At 58.8% G+C, this 14,790-nt stretch carries 20 protein-coding genes; 1 reads left to right on the top strand and 19 read right to left on the bottom strand.

From position 1 onward, the window contains the following. Nucleotide 1 precedes the first annotated feature (1 nt). From AC1DHT_RS04500 to AC1DHT_RS04580, 17 genes are all read right to left on the bottom strand, one after another. Nucleotides 2-3,238, bottom strand: a complete 3,237-nt coding sequence (locus AC1DHT_RS04500) for a phage tail tape measure protein (RefSeq protein ID WP_477761267.1) — start codon at nucleotides 3,236-3,238, stop codon at nucleotides 2-4. Then, entirely contained in the window at nucleotides 3,235-3,489 is a 255-nt protein-coding gene (locus AC1DHT_RS04505) for a DUF1799 domain-containing protein (protein WP_477761268.1), read from the bottom strand. The genes AC1DHT_RS04500 and AC1DHT_RS04505 overlap by 4 nt, the downstream gene beginning before the upstream one ends. Nucleotides 3,490-3,551: 62 nt before the next feature. Further along, complete coding sequence (locus tag AC1DHT_RS04510; protein WP_477761269.1) at nucleotides 3,552-3,932, bottom strand: phage tail assembly chaperone; 381 nt, start codon at nucleotides 3,930-3,932, stop codon at nucleotides 3,552-3,554. A 3-nt stretch (nucleotides 3,933-3,935) separates the two neighbouring features. After that, the gene (locus AC1DHT_RS04515; protein ID WP_477761270.1) at nucleotides 3,936-4,589 is read right to left on the bottom strand and encodes a phage tail protein; all 654 of its coding nucleotides are present in this window, start codon (nucleotides 4,587-4,589) and stop codon (nucleotides 3,936-3,938) included. A 70-nt stretch (nucleotides 4,590-4,659) separates the two neighbouring features. After that, nucleotides 4,660-5,076: a phage tail terminator-like protein gene (locus tag AC1DHT_RS04520; protein WP_477761271.1), complete on the bottom strand. Its 417-nt coding sequence runs from the start codon at nucleotides 5,074-5,076 to the stop codon at nucleotides 4,660-4,662. Beyond that, nucleotides 5,073-5,726, bottom strand: coding sequence for a hypothetical protein (locus tag AC1DHT_RS04525; protein WP_477761272.1), 654 nt, complete (start codon nucleotides 5,724-5,726; stop codon nucleotides 5,073-5,075). The genes AC1DHT_RS04520 and AC1DHT_RS04525 overlap by 4 nt, the downstream gene beginning before the upstream one ends. After that, nucleotides 5,723-6,091 carry a hypothetical protein gene (locus tag AC1DHT_RS04530; protein ID WP_477761273.1) on the bottom strand — a complete coding sequence of 123 codons (369 nt, stop codon included), beginning with the start codon at nucleotides 6,089-6,091 and terminating at the stop codon, nucleotides 5,723-5,725. The genes AC1DHT_RS04525 and AC1DHT_RS04530 overlap by 4 nt, the downstream gene beginning before the upstream one ends. A gap of 40 nt (nucleotides 6,092-6,131) precedes the next feature. Continuing rightward, nucleotides 6,132-6,308 carry a hypothetical protein gene (locus AC1DHT_RS04535; RefSeq protein ID WP_477761274.1) on the bottom strand — a complete coding sequence of 59 codons (177 nt, stop codon included), beginning with the start codon at nucleotides 6,306-6,308 and terminating at the stop codon, nucleotides 6,132-6,134. A gap of 51 nt (nucleotides 6,309-6,359) precedes the next feature. Beyond that, nucleotides 6,360-6,863 (bottom strand): DnaT-like ssDNA-binding protein, encoded by a 504-nt coding sequence (locus AC1DHT_RS04540; RefSeq protein WP_477761275.1) that lies wholly within the window; start codon nucleotides 6,861-6,863, stop codon nucleotides 6,360-6,362. A 3-nt stretch (nucleotides 6,864-6,866) separates the two neighbouring features. After that, a complete protein-coding gene (locus tag AC1DHT_RS04545; protein ID WP_477761276.1) occupies nucleotides 6,867-7,184 on the bottom strand; it encodes a hypothetical protein in 318 nt (105 codons plus the stop codon). 46 nt (nucleotides 7,185-7,230) lie between these two features. After that, nucleotides 7,231-8,196: a major capsid protein gene (locus AC1DHT_RS04550; protein ID WP_477751970.1), complete on the bottom strand. Its 966-nt coding sequence runs from the start codon at nucleotides 8,194-8,196 to the stop codon at nucleotides 7,231-7,233. A 12-nt stretch (nucleotides 8,197-8,208) separates the two neighbouring features. After that, nucleotides 8,209-8,937 (bottom strand): hypothetical protein, encoded by a 729-nt coding sequence (locus tag AC1DHT_RS04555; protein ID WP_477751995.1) that lies wholly within the window; start codon nucleotides 8,935-8,937, stop codon nucleotides 8,209-8,211. Nucleotides 8,938-9,018: 81 nt separating this feature from the next. Further along, nucleotides 9,019-10,104 carry a phage minor head protein gene (locus tag AC1DHT_RS04560; RefSeq protein WP_477761277.1) on the bottom strand — a complete coding sequence of 362 codons (1,086 nt, stop codon included), beginning with the start codon at nucleotides 10,102-10,104 and terminating at the stop codon, nucleotides 9,019-9,021. After that, the gene (locus AC1DHT_RS04565; RefSeq protein WP_477761278.1) at nucleotides 10,079-11,494 is read right to left on the bottom strand and encodes a DUF4055 domain-containing protein; all 1,416 of its coding nucleotides are present in this window, start codon (nucleotides 11,492-11,494) and stop codon (nucleotides 10,079-10,081) included. The genes AC1DHT_RS04560 and AC1DHT_RS04565 overlap by 26 nt, the downstream gene beginning before the upstream one ends. Next, the gene (locus tag AC1DHT_RS04570; protein WP_477761279.1) at nucleotides 11,491-12,813 is read right to left on the bottom strand and encodes a phage terminase large subunit family protein; all 1,323 of its coding nucleotides are present in this window, start codon (nucleotides 12,811-12,813) and stop codon (nucleotides 11,491-11,493) included. Before AC1DHT_RS04570 ends, AC1DHT_RS04565 begins: the two co-directional genes overlap by 4 nt. Then, nucleotides 12,788-13,264 carry a DUF2280 domain-containing protein gene (locus AC1DHT_RS04575; RefSeq protein WP_477751966.1) on the bottom strand — a complete coding sequence of 159 codons (477 nt, stop codon included), beginning with the start codon at nucleotides 13,262-13,264 and terminating at the stop codon, nucleotides 12,788-12,790. Before AC1DHT_RS04575 ends, AC1DHT_RS04570 begins: the two co-directional genes overlap by 26 nt. Before the next feature lie 30 nt (nucleotides 13,265-13,294). Continuing rightward, on the bottom strand, nucleotides 13,295-13,918 hold the full coding sequence (locus tag AC1DHT_RS04580) for a putative metallopeptidase (RefSeq protein ID WP_477761280.1): 624 nt from the start codon (nucleotides 13,916-13,918) through the stop codon (nucleotides 13,295-13,297). 74 nt (nucleotides 13,919-13,992) lie between these two features. Between AC1DHT_RS04580 and AC1DHT_RS04585 the strand changes: the two genes are divergently transcribed. Further along, a complete protein-coding gene (locus tag AC1DHT_RS04585) occupies nucleotides 13,993-14,322 on the top strand; it encodes a hypothetical protein (RefSeq protein ID WP_477761281.1) in 330 nt (109 codons plus the stop codon). Here the strand turns inward: AC1DHT_RS04585 and AC1DHT_RS04590 are convergent. Both AC1DHT_RS04590 and AC1DHT_RS04595 read right to left on the bottom strand, forming a co-directional pair. After that, nucleotides 14,319-14,513 carry a hypothetical protein gene (locus tag AC1DHT_RS04590; RefSeq protein ID WP_477761282.1) on the bottom strand — a complete coding sequence of 65 codons (195 nt, stop codon included), beginning with the start codon at nucleotides 14,511-14,513 and terminating at the stop codon, nucleotides 14,319-14,321. The two genes, AC1DHT_RS04585 and AC1DHT_RS04590, sit on opposite strands and share 4 nt — an antisense overlap. Continuing rightward, entirely contained in the window at nucleotides 14,510-14,743 is a 234-nt protein-coding gene (locus AC1DHT_RS04595; RefSeq protein ID WP_477761283.1) for an Acb2/Tad1 domain-containing protein, read from the bottom strand. Before AC1DHT_RS04595 ends, AC1DHT_RS04590 begins: the two co-directional genes overlap by 4 nt. Between the last annotated feature and the right edge of the window lie 47 nt (nucleotides 14,744-14,790).

Below are 14,790 nucleotides of genomic sequence, written 5' to 3' on the forward strand. Positions count from 1 at the left end.
GTTATCTCCCATTGATCCTTTTCCAGATTTCGCCGCCCGGCTGAAGCTCCTTGGCGATCGCTCTATCAACCACCGCCTGCGCAACTTGCTGCACACCTTTCCCGAGGTCGGCCGAGGCTTGTTGGTTGTTGGTGGGCGACTCGGCGCCGCTGGTTTGTACAGACACAGCAACCGGAAAGTTGTACGTGTCGCCGCCGCTACTACCGCCACCGCTGAGCGCCGCGACACCCGGCCCGGCACCTGAAGTCAGCGGTGTGACACTGCCGCCTTGGGCGCCGGTCATCAGATAGGACCTGCCGCCCTGACTGAACAGCTCCGGCCCCTTCTCGTTCACTTCGTACAGGGTGTTTGGATCAACACCACCACCCGAAGCCCTGCCGCCACCGAAGGTCACAGTTGCGGAACTCGCATCGAATTGACTGCCGAAACTCTGCGCTCCCGCCTCTGCACCGCCGGCCGTTGCAGCACCTGTTGCGCCGGAACCACCGCCAGTGAAGTAACTGATGCCAGCACCGACCAGGCTACTCAGCAGCGCCGAGCTGGCCTGTCGCGCAGCAATTCGCGCCATGTCCGCCAGAATCGATTTCGTGAAATCGGCGAACGACAGCTTCCCGGTCATGGCGAAGTTGACGACCGCGTCTTCCATCGAGCTGAAGGCGTTGCTGAACAGGCTTTTGGTCTGGCCGGCGACGTTCTGCGCCGAATCCAGATAGTTGGCCCAGGCCGATGTTGCGCCCTTCGTCCAGTCACCCTGCGCCGCTTCGACATCGGCATAGTTCTGCCGGATCTGGTCGGTCGCTGCCTTGTTCGCGTCTGCGAGGGCTTGGGATTTGCGGGTGAACTCTTCGTCGGACATATTGCGCGACGGGTCTGAGCGTTGGTTTTCCAGCTCCAGCGACTGCTGAGCGAAACGGTCTTGCTGGTTGTTCAGCTCGCCACTAAGTGCGTTCTGCCGGTCGCCCTGGCCAACGCCGATAACGGCGCGCCGCCCGGCCAACTCCAGCGCCTTCTGTTGCTGACTCAGTGCCTGAGCGTACGAAGTGATCGCGCGCTCTTGCTTGGCCAGTCGGCCCGCTTCGTTTGTGGCGAGTACTTCAAGCTGGCTGTCGACATCCTTCTGCGCCTTGACCATGGCGGTGCGTGCATCGGCGATCTTCTGGTCGAGCTGGATGCGCTGGGCAGCAGAGGTACTGGACTTTTTCTTCACAGCTTCCAGCGCCGCAATCTCGGCTTCGTAGGCTGCCGTGACCTCATCCCGTTCGTTGCCGATCAGGCCATCTCGCTTTTGGGCATATTCAGCCTGGGAGATGAGACCAGCTTTCTGCGCGGCCTCCAGCTGCTTTTGGGCGTTGCTGTATTCAGCCAAAATCGAGGCGAGCTGATTTTTGGCGTCGTTGAAGCCGGTGAGATCGACACTGCCCGTTGCGGCTTTTGAGTCCTTGAACTTGTCGTTGATGTTCGCAATGTTTTTGTCGACGACTGCCTGTTCAAGGCGCTTATCCTTGGGGTCGGCTTTTCGAATATCGTCGAGCTGCCGGCGGTATTCCTTCAGCGCGTCTGTGCGCTTTTGCTCATTCGTCCATGATGACTTGGTGAGTGCATCGACCTTTGTCATCGCAGCAACAGCATCTTGCTGGACTTTCGCCTGCTCGCCTTCGTACTTGGCGATATCAGCTTCAGCGGCCTTCTGGTCCTCGAGCATGTTGAGACGATTGCTGTAGAAGTCGATCATCTCCTGCTTGTTCTGGAACAGCCCAACATTCCCAGATTGGGCGCCAGCCAGGTTACGCCGTGCCTGCTCAATGTCGGCGCCGATGTCTGGACGACCCAAGTTTTTTAGGTTGTCAGCAGCTCGAGCTACCGCGTTGTAGCCCTTCTCCCAGAAGCTCAGGTTCTCCAGAATCTTCGGCGTACGCTCGTTGATCGCATCGGCGTACTGCTCAGTCGCCAACTTCACCGCGCCAGCATGGTCACCCTGCTCTTCCAGTGCAGCAATTTGCGAGTAAACCGAGGCTGTCAGATAGTGGTACTGCTCGTTCAGTGCTGCGGATGCCTTGACGGGGTCATCCGCCAGCTTCGTGAACTCGGCAATCGTTTCACTGATCGCTTTGCCGGTTGCCTCCTGCATGGACACGGCGGCCTGCGTGATGCCGGCGAAGCTTTCGCCTGCGATCTTGCCATTCCCTGCCAATGCCGCGAGCGCTTCAGCGGCCTGGCCAGTGGTACCCACGGTTGCGCTGACTTGGCGCGCCATATCAGCGAGCTGCCCAGTACTTAAACCTGCCGAGTTACCGGTAACAATCAGGCCCTTGTTGTACGCATCCTGCTCTTCGCTGCCCATGTGATAGGCGTAAGCCAGTCCACCCACAGCGGTAGTAGCCAGCGCCAAAGGGGCGAGAATCGCGAGCAAGCCAGCTGCCGACGCGCCAGCACCAGCGCCCAATTGAGCCACGGCGCGAGCGCCGCTTCCCCAGTCACCCGAGGACAAGGCGTTGCCAAGCTGAACGACGTTCTCTTGTGCCTGACGGGTGCCGAGCTTCAGTTTGTCGAATGCTCCGGTCGCTCCGGTAACACCAGCCCGGTCCTTGCCAACCTTAGCCAGGGCCGCGTTATAGCTTTCGACATCGATAGCACCACGGCGAAAAGCCTCATGCGCGGCTTTTTCCTGCGCCTCCAGCTTGGCCAGTTTCGCGGTTACCGGGTCGATGCCGTTTACCGTGCGCTTGAGCGCTTCGATCTGGCGGTTCTCCGCGTCGATCAGACGTTGTTTCTGCGCAACTTCCTTGGCTTCAGCCTTATCAATCTTGTCGTAAGCCTTGCCCAGTCGTTCCTGATAAGCCTCCTGCTGCTCAGCCGTGACCAGACCGCCCTTACGAGCGCGTTCAAGAAGGACTTCAGCCTGAGTCAGTTGCTCGATGCTGCCGATGTTGCCGGACATCGCCTTGTCGAGCTGGCTGATGATGGCGATTTCGCTGGTCGCGCTTGCGCCTGATCTTCGGCTTGCATCAGCCTGGCGCTGTTTGGCGCCAGTGGACTTCTCGATTCCTTGCGCCGCTTCAGCTTCGGCCTGAGCGACCTTCTTACCGGAGTCGGCCAAACCGGTGCTGGCCTTACCCAAATCATCGACAGCCCTTTCCGCGCCCTCGGCAGCAGTAACCAGCTTGTCGAGGTCATCTGCTGCTTTGACCGCCGACGAGGAGTTGACCTCAATGCCGAGAGACGTGAAGTTGACGCTCATTTACTTTCCCTCTGCTCCGCCATCACCCGCAGGGCTTCGGCTTCCATAACGCGGAGATCGTGGAAAATGTCGGTGACCTGAGTTCGGGTTAAACCGAGGAAGCCAGCGACATCGCGAATTGATGTGTAATCCAGACCGGTAGCGCCGCACGCCCCTGTACGCCACTGGGTGCTCATGGCCTCGAAGACCTGGAATGACGACCAGACATCCGGCCAGACTTCACAGTCCTGCCCAGTCAGGTCGCCGACCATGAAGCCGAAGGTCTTGAGCTCTTCAGCCGAAGGCCCTTGCTCGTAAAGGGCGCGCGCGACGCTTAGGAGTTTCCCAGTCGGGCCTTTGCAAACGCATCGGAGTAAGCCCCCAGCACTGCGCTGGGTGTGGCACTGATAGAGCTGACCAAGACGCGAAGGTTTTCGTCCGTGAACTCTTCATCAATATCCCAGCCAGCGACGATGGCCTTGAGCTGCTCCACCTGGAGGTCGATCAGCAAAGTGGTGAACTGCTTCAGCCCCACCTCTTCCGATTTCACCCCCAGCGCTTTATGTCGCTCACCCCAGTCGGCATAGAGATCCGCCAACTCGCTTCGGTCGCGATACTTGAACTCGAACCCAACCTTCACCGGATCGCCGCCCACCGTGGGAAGCATGACGTCAGCCTTGAAGGTAGGGTTTTGGATGAGCGTAAACTTGGCCATGAGCTACACCACCGACAGGTAGCGGGTTGGTTCGGCCTGCAACGCCAGGTTGACGGTACGGGTCAGCAGGTTGTTGCGGGAAACCGCCGGCTGTTTCGAAAACGAGGTGTAAGCCCCATACAGAAGCATGTCGTTGCCTGGAAGATTCAAGCGCGCAGCCTGCACCTGCTTGCCCGCGTCAGCTTTGAGCAGCACAGCATTGAAGGCCTGAGCCGGGTCATCTGCGATGGTCAGCACCATGCTGGCCGCGGACTTGTCGGTCGGGATCTGTTTGCCCTGGTCGTTCTCCAGAAACACCACGTCCAGATAGTTCTGCTCGCCGCCGGAAAACGCCAGGTCGGTGACCTGCGGAATCTGCACCCAGGTCAGCACCTTTCGCATGGTGCCGGCGCCGTTACCAGCTGGGAAGATCTGCGTGTCGGTGGTATCGATCGCTTCCAGGGTGATTGCAATGGCGGTTGCGGACTTCACGCGAACAACCTTGTTATCCAGTTTGCTCCAGCCGGAATTGAGCAGGACGATATCGCCGGCGTCCAAATCAGCACCAACGACTGTGGCGACCGCCTCGGATGCGTTGGAGATGGCAGTAAACGCGAGCGCAGCCTCATAGGTTGCGGCGTGCTGGAAGGTACCGCCGTTGGGGATCTTGAAGCCCATGGGTTTTTCCTCTTTTCAGAAATGACAAAACCCGCACAAGGCGGGTTCTGGGTTTGCCCAATGGGCGTAATTAGTTGGTGTCAGCGCGGTACTGGAACGACGCAGCAACGGTGTAGGTGGTGTCGTCGGGAATGCCGGGACTTGGCTCTACCGGCGTCAGCACGATGACTTCGAAGTCTGCGCGGTTGAGTCGGAGATAGAGTGGGTACAGATCGGCGAGCTCATCCGCCAAGCCTTCCGCCTCGCCCGGGCCAGAACCCGATGGCGTCACGATGCTCACCTGAAATACGCCGGTGTATACGCGGTGGTCACCACCAAGCGTGTTGCTGCCCGTACCGGCCGGAATGACGAAAGCTTTCAGATAGGTCTCACCATCTGCCGGCGTAAAGGCCGCACCTTCATAGGCAATGCGCAGCGCGGGTGTGCGAGCCGCTGCCCAGTCTGTCAGGCGCCCCTCAAAAAGCTGTCGAATGATTGCATGGCTCATGCCTGGTTGCTCCTGATGGCTTCGTCGACGATCTGCTGGAAGCGGGTCAAGGTCACGCGGACCATGCCGCCCGGGGCTTGCTTGCTGTGTCCATACTCGATCGGAATGCCGTAAGGCAGGTTGTTCACGATGTACGCCGTCTGGCCGATGGTCAGTGCCTGTACCTGGGCCCGCAGTACCGCAATCGTCACATTGCCCGACGGATCGACCTGATCCAGCACGCCCTCGGTCGGCGCATCGATCGAGAACTGCCAGTTGCCACGAAAGCGGCCACCGACATAGCCCTTCCCTGCGACCAGACCGTTCACGTTGAAGTTCTGCTCGCGCTCGGTCTTGGTCAACGGCTTGGCGTACTTCACGCCGCGCTTCAGCTTGCCGGCCTTGGTGAAGTTGCTGTCGGTCAGGTTGATGACCGTGTTGCGCACAGCGACCTTGAAGTCGTAATCGTCGGCGGCCTTGGTGTTGGCCTGGCGATGTACGACGTTGGCTGCCCAGATCTCAGGATTGCCCACCGGCGACATGCGAATGACGCTGCTGCCGATCTCGATCACGATCTCGCGGAAGGTCGCGTCGATGCCCGCCTTCGCATGCTCGGCGAACTGCCGGATGTTCTCGGCGAAGCTGCCATTCATGCCAGCGTATTTGCTCATGACCGCACCTGCAGCTCGTACAGGATCGGCGTGCCGGCCGGGTTGATCTCTTTCAGTGGCGGGACAATGGTCCAGATGCGCCCCTGGACGACGACCTTACTGAGTAGCGTCGGTGGTGACGTCAGCCCGCTTGCTGCGATCTTCAGCTTCTTGTCGCCAACCTTGATTAACGAATTGGTCTGAAACTCTTGCCCGGTGAAGTCGAGCAGGATGCCTTGGGCGGTACGCTCGACGACGGTGTCAGGCCGCGTCTTGCTGGTACTCGGGTCGTACGTACCCTTGATAATGTTCCGAATAGTCACGGGCTGGCCGAACTCTGAAATCATCTCCAGAGCCATCACGGCCATTTCGTCGTAGAAGGCCATGGTGGCTCCAGATGTGAAAAGCCCAGCTCAGTGGCTGGACTTAATGAATCTTCGTTGGAGGAGGAGTCTCCTCTTCACCGAGTTGTGCGCAGTACTCGTTTAACATCTCAACCATGTAAGCTTCTTTGGACATGCCAGCCGCTTCAGCTTGCAGCTCCAGTTCAATCTCCCACTCGGGAGCAAGATTGATATCGATCTTTCCCTTAAAGTCGCTCACTTCCCACCCCGATCTGGATGAAATATTTGTGAGCCAAAGTATATCCCAGCTTTACGCCCGCACAGCGAACAAGCCCCGCTTCTGAAGGTAGTCGGCAAACTGGGTGGCGCTCGGCCGATCCGGTGCCGCCGGTAACAGTCGGCTGCTGGTATTGGGGATCGCCGCGTACTGGCGCGTCACCGCCCCTTCCACACGATCCAGTAGCACAGCGCCTTTGCGCTTCTCCACCGGATCTATATCGTCTTGGTGAATCTCGGCAGCCAAGGCCATCTGACCGTACTGGATGCGCGCCGGCAGGTAGTTATCGGGCTTGATTTGACTATCCAGCTCAACGCCGCGACGTGGCCAGGCCAGTGCCTGGTCACCATCCATCTTGCGACCCTTCCAGGTCATGCCATCCATCGCCAAGGCGGACCGGCGCAGCAGTGCTTCTTGCGCTGGCTCGTCCGCAGGGATGGTCACGCCGAACTTCCTCGCGTACATGACCAGGTCCGCGGCGCTCGCGTAGCTTTCGGCGTCCGGCTTGCCGGTACCGTCCTCGGTGATGAGAGTCATGAATCAGCTCGCTGGAATGAGTTTCAGGATTTCGACCTTGGGGGCCTTAGGATCATAGTCGATGCCTTGAGCGGTCAACCATTCACGCAGAGCACCGACGCCCATTTTCGCGGGATCGGTTTCCGCTTCGCCCTGCACAGCCGGCAGCTCGGAGACGATCACTTCGACTCCCTGGGCCTCGTATGCATCAACGATCATTGGGTGATCGCCAACGACGATAACCTTTGTCACCCCGCTCTCAACGGAGCGAAACAGATCGGCATTCCGATAGCGCTTGTTCGGGTCAAAGCCATCCAGCTGATTGGTGTAAATGAGTTCCATGAACTACTCCGTGGCAGCCATTGTTGGCCGCCCTCTGATGCGTGGATTAACCGCCAGTTACTGGCGGAGTGGCAGTCAGTTTGATCATCACACCGGCGGTGACTTTGTCGCTGCCAGCATGCTTGGTCCAGTTGGCCGCAGAGCCGACCGCTGCCAGAGTTGGGTTTGCGCCGCCGGCGGCCTCCTTCCAGCTGTAGCCCAGCACATCGATATTGACGGTACCCTCGGCGCGGTAGCCGATACCCAGGTTCACTTCGTCGTTCACTTCGTACGAGCGGAAGCCTGGAGCCTGAGACTCGGTGATCACCACGGCATTCGGCAGCAGACCGAAGATCACATCTGCCGGCGCAGTGTCGGTGACCAGAACAGGCTTGCCCAGAGTGCCTGGCAGGCCGCCGTAGATCACCACGCCCGCCTCTTCGTAGATCTTGTTGGTGATCGCTTCATCGACGATGTCGAAGTATGCCGACGAGTGCATAACCCACAGAGCGATACGCCCGAACTTGTCGCCGAATTTACGCATGCCGCGAGTCAGGGTCTTTTTGCCGTCGGTTTCGATGTTGGCCGAAACCACCATGCCAGCATTGGAGCCGATAGAAGCACGCAGCGCGGCGGTGGAGTATTGAATGAAGCCTTCCAGAGTCGCATCAGCCACATCGGCACCGATGATCTGGGAGAACTCTTCTACCGGACGACCTCGGCGCTTGAAGGCCTCTTCGGTGGTTTGGTACGGGCCATACATCCATGGCGCTTTAACGCCTACAGCCTCACCGGAGCCAATCTTTTTGGCGGTAACCTTACCGGTGGAGTTGACGTCGCGGTGCTCCAGCGAGCCGCCGATTTTGTAGAAGGCGCGCTTGCGGTAGTCGCCTTCGATCAGCTCGTTGTCGAGGACGATAGCGCCGTTGGACGATGCGTTGAACACATCCAGGTTATCCTGGACGCGCTCCAGGTATGCAGTTTGCGCCTCATCGTTGTAGATGATCAGGTCGCTGTTTACGGTTGTAGCCATGGGTGAGTCCCCTTACTTGGGCAATTGCAGGAATGCGGTTTGGCCGTGCTTGCGCTGATAATCGCGCTTTTGCTCGGAGGTCATTTCGGAGCGCTTGGGTATGGCCTGACCATTAACCCGCTCCAGGGCATTTGTTCCTGTAGCCCTGGGCCACAAGTGAGGCGCGCTTTCGCGCAGAGATTCCGCCCATTCGAGCGGTGTAAGAGGTGTTTTGCCGTCTTTGCCCATGATGGTCTGGCCAGACTCATCAACGGCGACCGCTTCACCCTCTTCATTCAGAGAGAACACGCCCTTGGCGCGCAGGATGATGTCGTCGGTTGCTTCCGGTAGTGCGCCGGCTTTCAGTGCTGCGCCGCGCACCGAGTCACCTAGGACCTTGCCCTGAAACTTGGCAGCGAAGGCCTCAGCCTTCTCGGCGCGCGCGCTAACCGACTTCAGTTGCTTGTCGTAGTCACCGCGTAGGCGCTCCGTCCGGCGATTAAAGACTTCGTCCACCTTGCCCTCGGTCAGCAGCTTGGTTTCTTCGTCCTGTCCTGCACGACTCAGCAGCCCTTTGACGGCGTCGATGTCGATACCCTCAAATTGGGTTTCGAACTGGGTCAGCTTGCCGGAGGTCTCCTTCAGCTTGCCCAGCAATTCGGTATTCTTGGATTTCAGGCCGGTAACAGAGGCCTCAACGGCAGTCGCGATAGCGGCCTTGATTGCCGGGTTTTCCAGGTCGATTTCGTTTTCTTCTGCCACTTGATTCACCCCTTGGGTTTGATCGGCCCGCTTTGCAGGCATGAAAAAGCCGCCCGTAGGCGGCTGATTGAATGTGTTCGTTTAAATCCCGGCCTTAGCGAATGCGAGTGGTTCTAAAGCCATCATTTGCAACAGTGTCAGCGGTGAGAAATTGCGATCAAGCTGCAGCTCGGCGAATCGTTCGATGCTCAATCCACCTTCGCGAAACAACTTCGCCCGCTTCGGGCCAATGGCTGCATCCTGAAAGGAGGCCGGCTGCCGCTGTAACCAGTGGTAATAGTCGAGGCTGGCCGCGACTTGCTGCGGCCCGTCGTCGCCGACCGAAGCTCGCGTAGCGCCCTTGGCGAATACTTCGCTCAGCTTGGTCAGGAAGATGAAGGTGGTGCGGCAGTTCGGGTGAAACGGCGGCCTCGGCCCGGAGTGGACCGGAAACCGCTGCTTATCCATCGTTCGACAGAGCTGACTGGTCTTGCTGTCCAGCGTGGCGACCATTTCAATCTCGGTCACCACGTCAGTATTGGCCTTGGCCACCTCCATCCGCGCTTGTGACGACACATGCTGAATCGCGGTGTGCACCACCGTGCTGGCATTGCGGTTGGTCGTGGCCAGGATGCCGTCTTTGTACCCTGCCGCTTTGGTACCGCGAATGTTGCGGATGATCTGGAAGTTCGTCTGCCCCTCAAAGAAGCCTTGCCGAATCGTGCCGGTGACGCGCTCGCGCTCCGCCGTGGTCCAGCCCTTAATGAAGGCCTTCAGCAGCTTGCCGCCACCGGTACCACGAACACTGAGTGGATTCGTCAGTACCGCCGTCCGGATTGCAGCCACCGTTGGCATTGCCACATCGAGCGACACACCGACCGGTGCCGTTCTGGCCAGACTCGTAGCTTCGAATTCGGCCTCGTAGTTGGCGATGTCGATCAGGTCGAGGTTCAGCTGCGCACTGTAGCGGTCGAAGATGCCCAGTAGCAGACTGTCGACCTCCTTTAACAGCGCCTCCAGCCGCTTGACGTTGTACTTGGTCAAGTCCGACTGAGTGAGCCGGTCGCGGATCGAGCGGTCGATCTCCTTGAGGAATGGAGCGAACTTGCCGACCTCGCCGGACTTCAGTTGCTCGAGAAAGACAGCATGCCGGATCGTAGCATCAAGGATTGCCTGGTTGACCGCCACTGTTCACCCCCACGTCGTCCAGGCCGAGGCCGTCAGTCTGCTCCTGCAGTTCGTTGTCAATCTGTAGGTCTGTGCGCTCTGGAGCAATCAAGCCCAGTTTGCGCAGATAGGCACGAAGGTCCGCTTTCGCAAAGCCGCCGTTCTGCCAGAGCCCGACCAAGGCGGTGATCATCTGCGGATCAGCCGTCAGCTCGACGAATTCCTGATTGACCTGATAGGCGACTTTGTCAGTGACGCCCATGTAATCGCAGCACCACATGATTGCGCGGGTGTAGGCCTCGCTCAGGTTGGCCACACAGCCGGCGAGTACCGAAGTCGACGCTGACTGATCGCCGCGCGACTCGGTAGCCGTCTTGGTCGCCAGTGACGCGACGACCATCCGGGCGCCGAGCTCGATCATCATCTGGTTCTTGTCGGCCATCGCCTCTTTGACCAGCGTGTTCGGCAGCGGTTGTGCGTAGCCGAAGGCGCCACCAGAAGGCAGCATCATCGGCGCCCGGGAGCCGACGTAAACGCCGTTCTTCTCCATCCAGTCACGCCACTGCTCGTCCAAGCCAGAGATCCACGGCTGGGCCTGACCACACCAGAAGACACTGTCCTCATAATCAGCACTGTTGCGGTAGTGACCCAGGTTGATCATGGCGATGTCGTAGAGCGGCGACTCGTCTATGGTTGGGTCATTGTTCTGCGCGCCTACAAAGGTGAATGGAATCTCTTTCAGCCGGCCTTTAACACCGGTCGGGAAATGCTCCTCCACAACGGCAAGCGGGCCGCCATTCTCCGGTCCGGACCGGCGCCAAACTCGGCAGACGAAACCTTCAGCTTCCAATGCCAGCTCTCGGTACTGCTCGATCGTCTTGAATCCGAATCCGTCTTCGACTTCCGGAGTCTCGCGGAGCACGACCAGAGTCAGAACGTTGTGACCATTCACCATGCCGGTACGCCAGTTGATGATGTCCTCGGCACAGTACGACAAGATCACCGAATGACCGCCGGCGCCTTCGTCCTGGTGGTAGTCGACGTACAGGCCGTGACGCCCAGCCTCAAGCACCTTTTCAAGCGTGCCCTGGGAGTGTTGGTAGATGCTCACGCCGGAGCCGTTGGCGTTGTCCTGCAAGTACTCCAGCTTCTTCGGCACAGTAAGTGTCGGGTCTTTGTGGAAGGCCAAGCCCAGCAAGCCGTTACGTGTGTGGCCGGTTGCGTTCTTGAACACCGCACGCTCGCGGTATGCCTTGTTACGGTCGGCGTTCTCCGGCGACTTGTCATGTGCGTTGATGTACGGCAGCCGCGACACAACACGGTGCTGACCGGCGCAGACATCACGCACAGTCGCCCAGCGGTCCAATACTTCGATGTAATCCGCCCGCTTGAAGGAGACGTCGTTGCTCATCGGGCGTATCCCATTTTGATAGAGGTGACGATCGCTTTGATCGGATAACGTTTGGCGATGAAGTAGCCGGCAGCGTCGTTCATGTGGTCGTGCCCCTTCTTCGGATCTTTGTCCGGCTCACCCTTGTCGGTGTATGTCTGTCGCTCCAGACACAAGGTGAGCTGAGGGCACTGATCGATGTTCACCTTCAGGCGGCGCTCGCCGTAGGCGTTCAGGAACATGGAATTGACTGAGTTGACCCGGTCTTTGACGCCTGGGTTTGTCGAATCAACGATCACCGTAAAGCCGGCCTTCTTCAGCAGTGACAGGTCCGACTCACTGGCGTTTTTGCTGCTGGTGTTCTGACCGCTGGCGTCGGGGTAGACCGCAACTGCGTGGCCTGGGAACCTAGCCTTGATCTTCTCGATCATCTCCGGCGTATCGCGCACCCCGTGGAACTCATCCAGAGCCAGCGGCAGGTCGTCGCGCACGACATAGACGACGGACGCCATCTTCATGACGTTGAAGTCCATGCCGATGTGCAGGGCTTCGTCGGGCTTGATTCGCTCGGAGGTGCGGCACTCATCACGGCTGAATGCGTAGTAGACGACGCCCGCATAGTTTTCGAAGCCGGCCTCGTACTCTTGCCGGAACGTTCGGGGGTCCATCTTGCGACGGGCCGCATCCAACTCTTCAGCTGGTACGTTGCCGCCCTGCAGAGATGTGTACTGCCAACTCTTGTGGTCTGGCTCTCCGCCAGGCTTACCATCTAGGTACGTGTCGTAGCAGTGGTTGAATCCCTTCGGGGTTCCAATGCGCAGTGCATGACCACCCTTGCGCACCCCGACTCCTGGAATCGTGTACTGACAGGTCGAAAGCATCGGCCTCAGAACTTCTTCCCATGCAGCCCACGGGCAATCCGCCCACTCATCCACCAGGACGAAGAACAGGCCGGAGCCCCGCAGGTTGTCGTAGTTGTCCAGCCCAACCACGCGCATGACGTGGCCAGACTTGAGCGTAATCGAGCATTCCGTCTCGTTCGGGCGGTGCGCACGCCAAGCTTCTGGAATGGCCTGCTTCAGACGCCTCCAGAACACGCGCTTAGCCTGCTTGAAGGTCGGCGCGCCATACCAGATTTCATCTTCAACGCTTACGCCCCACTCAGCGACCAGTCGGGCCGCGCGGCGCATCTCTGCCTTGCCCAAGAATGTCTTGCCAAACCGGCGGCCACATACCGCATCACGAAAGCGCGCTTCAGGCTGGAATCCCCAGCAGTAAATGTTCGCCTGCTTCGGCGTCAGCTTTACCGGCGGATCATAGGTGCGGGGTAGTCGGGACATTCTCATCAGGCTCCAGGGTGTACTCAGCAACTGCGTGCTGCTGGTCCGCCTGGGAGCCCAGGGGTTTTTCAGGTTCGAGGCGGCGATTCACGTAGACGTCGCCAACCTCTTTCGCTGCCTGCTCAATGATCTGAACAGCCAACGGGATATTTCGCATGTTCTCGGCCTTGTCAGCCAACCGATTCAGCGCACGAAGTCGGAACGCTCTATTCGCAATCGGCACCTCTGCGGTTTCTTCACGAAAGCGCTTTCTGGTGTCTTCGAAAAGGGTCTTCCACTTCAGATGCAGGTTGCGCCCCACGTACTTCGTAGGGTCGTAGGCCTCGCACTGCTGTCTCGATACCTCTAAGTCGAATTCTGCTTTGACCGACGCGACCACCTGGGATGGCGTGTCAAAGCAGGCGAGCGCCTGTACTACAAAGGCTTTCACCTCGTCTCTGAGTGCGGCCATAAGGGGATATCCGTCAAAGTACTGTCAAAGTCAGGCCGACTTGAGCAGACAGGTTCCGCAGGCCCTCGATATGTTCAATTTCCCCACCTCAGCAGGACTGTTTGCAGCATCCACCAAGGCCTGGACCTCGGGGCTTGCACCGTAGCGGCGGACCACACCGACGAACTCTTCGACGTCGTGGCCGCGCAGCTTCAGTTTGGGAGCGCCTTCTTCGGTGAAGGCTGGTTGACCGTACTTATCGGTCGCCTGGGCAATGTGGTACAGCTCATGTTCGACCAGGGCGCAGAAGTCAGCGTCGGAACACTGGGCGCAGTAATCGGCAGCCAGAGTGATGATGAAGGCCGGCACATCGCCGAACCAATCGCGCATCTGTTGTTCCATCCGGGCTTTCTGCCAACCGCCGGCACGGAACGCTACCTGTTCGGCTTGTCCCAGGACTGTCCGGCCCTGTTTCTCGAAACTCGACGACGCCCACATGATCCGGATGTCTGCATCCAGTAAATGGGCATGGTCTTCGTTGTGAATGCTGCCGGTGTCGGAGAGGATCTCGGTTTGGAGCCACTCCCATACGTCAGAGGCAGGAGTAAGGCGGATACCGAAGTCGGAGAGCTCTGACAGCTCAAGCAGCGACTGGGGCGGCATTGGTCTGCCCATCGTTCACCTAATGCTTGAAATGGTGGCTGGTTGTCGGTATTGCTGGACTTCAACTCAACGCAAGGAGCAATCGCATGGAATACAAGAAGGCTGAAATCGTCGTTCGCAAGGAAACTGGGCAACCGAAAACGCTTCCAGAGGTGGCTTTTACTTTCAACCAAAACCGACCATCTCTTAGCCAAAACATCGCCGCATACAAACCAGGTACGGACGGTCACTGCTGGCTGGGGATTGAAACCGAGCCGTTCGAAGGCTGGGCACAAGCAACCGTCATTGATTTTTCACACCCAAACGACGGTCATGGCGTGTTCTCCGTGGCCGGCATCCCCACTCAGGAAGGAGGGTGGCTTTGGTTCCCGGTGCTCGGGACTGGACCGGTCACGACTTATACTGACCGCTCCTAACAATCAGCTGTCATCCTGACTGTCTCGCTGCGTGCCTGTCCGTGCAGCAGCGCGACGACTAGCCCCTGCGGCAGGCCAGCAGCCTTTGCAGTGCCTACCGCCTTGGCGATTGCGCAATCAAGGTCGATGACGGCCTTGTTGATGTCTGGGCTCATCGGTAGAACGTGGCGCAGGCGGGTGACGTTGCTCATTGGCTGAATGGATCGGCGGGCTTGGCGATCGAACGCACAAACCACATGAAACCTTGCTGCAGATTGGTCTTCGCCAGTGCCAGCAGGCGCGGGTCAACACCCTCAATCTGGCCGATCTGCTTGAACAGCTCACCCGCATCAGCTTCCAGAGCCTTGATGGAGTTCATGCCGTCAATCTCGGATTGAGTCAGGTCGCGGTAGCCGGTGATTTTCTTGTGCTGGTTGTCCATGGTCATACCCTCGTCGCGTGTCGCGACACAATTTGATAATTCACGAA

Source organism: Pseudomonas sp. 05N432, assembly GCF_056396945.1.

Bases quoted from the DNA above. Each gene is read 5' to 3' on its own strand.
- AC1DHT_RS04500 (WP_477761267.1), bottom strand. From the start codon at position 3,238: ATGAGCGTCAACTTCACGTCTCTCGGCATTGAGGTCAACTCCTCGTCG.
- AC1DHT_RS04505 (WP_477761268.1), bottom strand. From the start codon at position 3,489: ATGGTCGGCGACCTGACTGGGCAGGACTGTGAAGTCTGGCCGGATGTC.
- AC1DHT_RS04510 (WP_477761269.1), bottom strand. From the start codon at position 3,932: ATGGCCAAGTTTACGCTCATCCAAAACCCTACCTTCAAGGCTGACGTC.
- AC1DHT_RS04515 (WP_477761270.1), bottom strand. From the start codon at position 4,589: ATGGGCTTCAAGATCCCCAACGGCGGTACCTTCCAGCACGCCGCAACC.
- AC1DHT_RS04520 (WP_477761271.1), bottom strand. From the start codon at position 5,076: ATGAGCCATGCAATCATTCGACAGCTTTTTGAGGGGCGCCTGACAGAC.
- AC1DHT_RS04525 (WP_477761272.1), bottom strand. From the start codon at position 5,726: ATGAGCAAATACGCTGGCATGAATGGCAGCTTCGCCGAGAACATCCGG.
- AC1DHT_RS04530 (WP_477761273.1), bottom strand. From the start codon at position 6,091: ATGGCCTTCTACGACGAAATGGCCGTGATGGCTCTGGAGATGATTTCA.
- AC1DHT_RS04540 (WP_477761275.1), bottom strand. From the start codon at position 6,863: ATGACTCTCATCACCGAGGACGGTACCGGCAAGCCGGACGCCGAAAGC.
- AC1DHT_RS04545 (WP_477761276.1), bottom strand. From the start codon at position 7,184: ATGGAACTCATTTACACCAATCAGCTGGATGGCTTTGACCCGAACAAG.
- AC1DHT_RS04550 (WP_477751970.1), bottom strand. From the start codon at position 8,196: ATGGCTACAACCGTAAACAGCGACCTGATCATCTACAACGATGAGGCG.
- AC1DHT_RS04565 (WP_477761278.1), bottom strand. From the start codon at position 11,494: ATGAGCAACGACGTCTCCTTCAAGCGGGCGGATTACATCGAAGTATTG.
- AC1DHT_RS04570 (WP_477761279.1), bottom strand. From the start codon at position 12,813: ATGTCCCGACTACCCCGCACCTATGATCCGCCGGTAAAGCTGACGCCG.
- AC1DHT_RS04575 (WP_477751966.1), bottom strand. From the start codon at position 13,264: ATGGCCGCACTCAGAGACGAGGTGAAAGCCTTTGTAGTACAGGCGCTC.
- AC1DHT_RS04580 (WP_477761280.1), bottom strand. From the start codon at position 13,918: ATGGGCAGACCAATGCCGCCCCAGTCGCTGCTTGAGCTGTCAGAGCTC.
- AC1DHT_RS04585 (WP_477761281.1), top strand. From the start codon at position 13,993: ATGGAATACAAGAAGGCTGAAATCGTCGTTCGCAAGGAAACTGGGCAA.
- AC1DHT_RS04590 (WP_477761282.1), bottom strand. From the start codon at position 14,513: ATGAGCAACGTCACCCGCCTGCGCCACGTTCTACCGATGAGCCCAGAC.
- AC1DHT_RS04595 (WP_477761283.1), bottom strand. From the start codon at position 14,743: ATGGACAACCAGCACAAGAAAATCACCGGCTACCGCGACCTGACTCAA.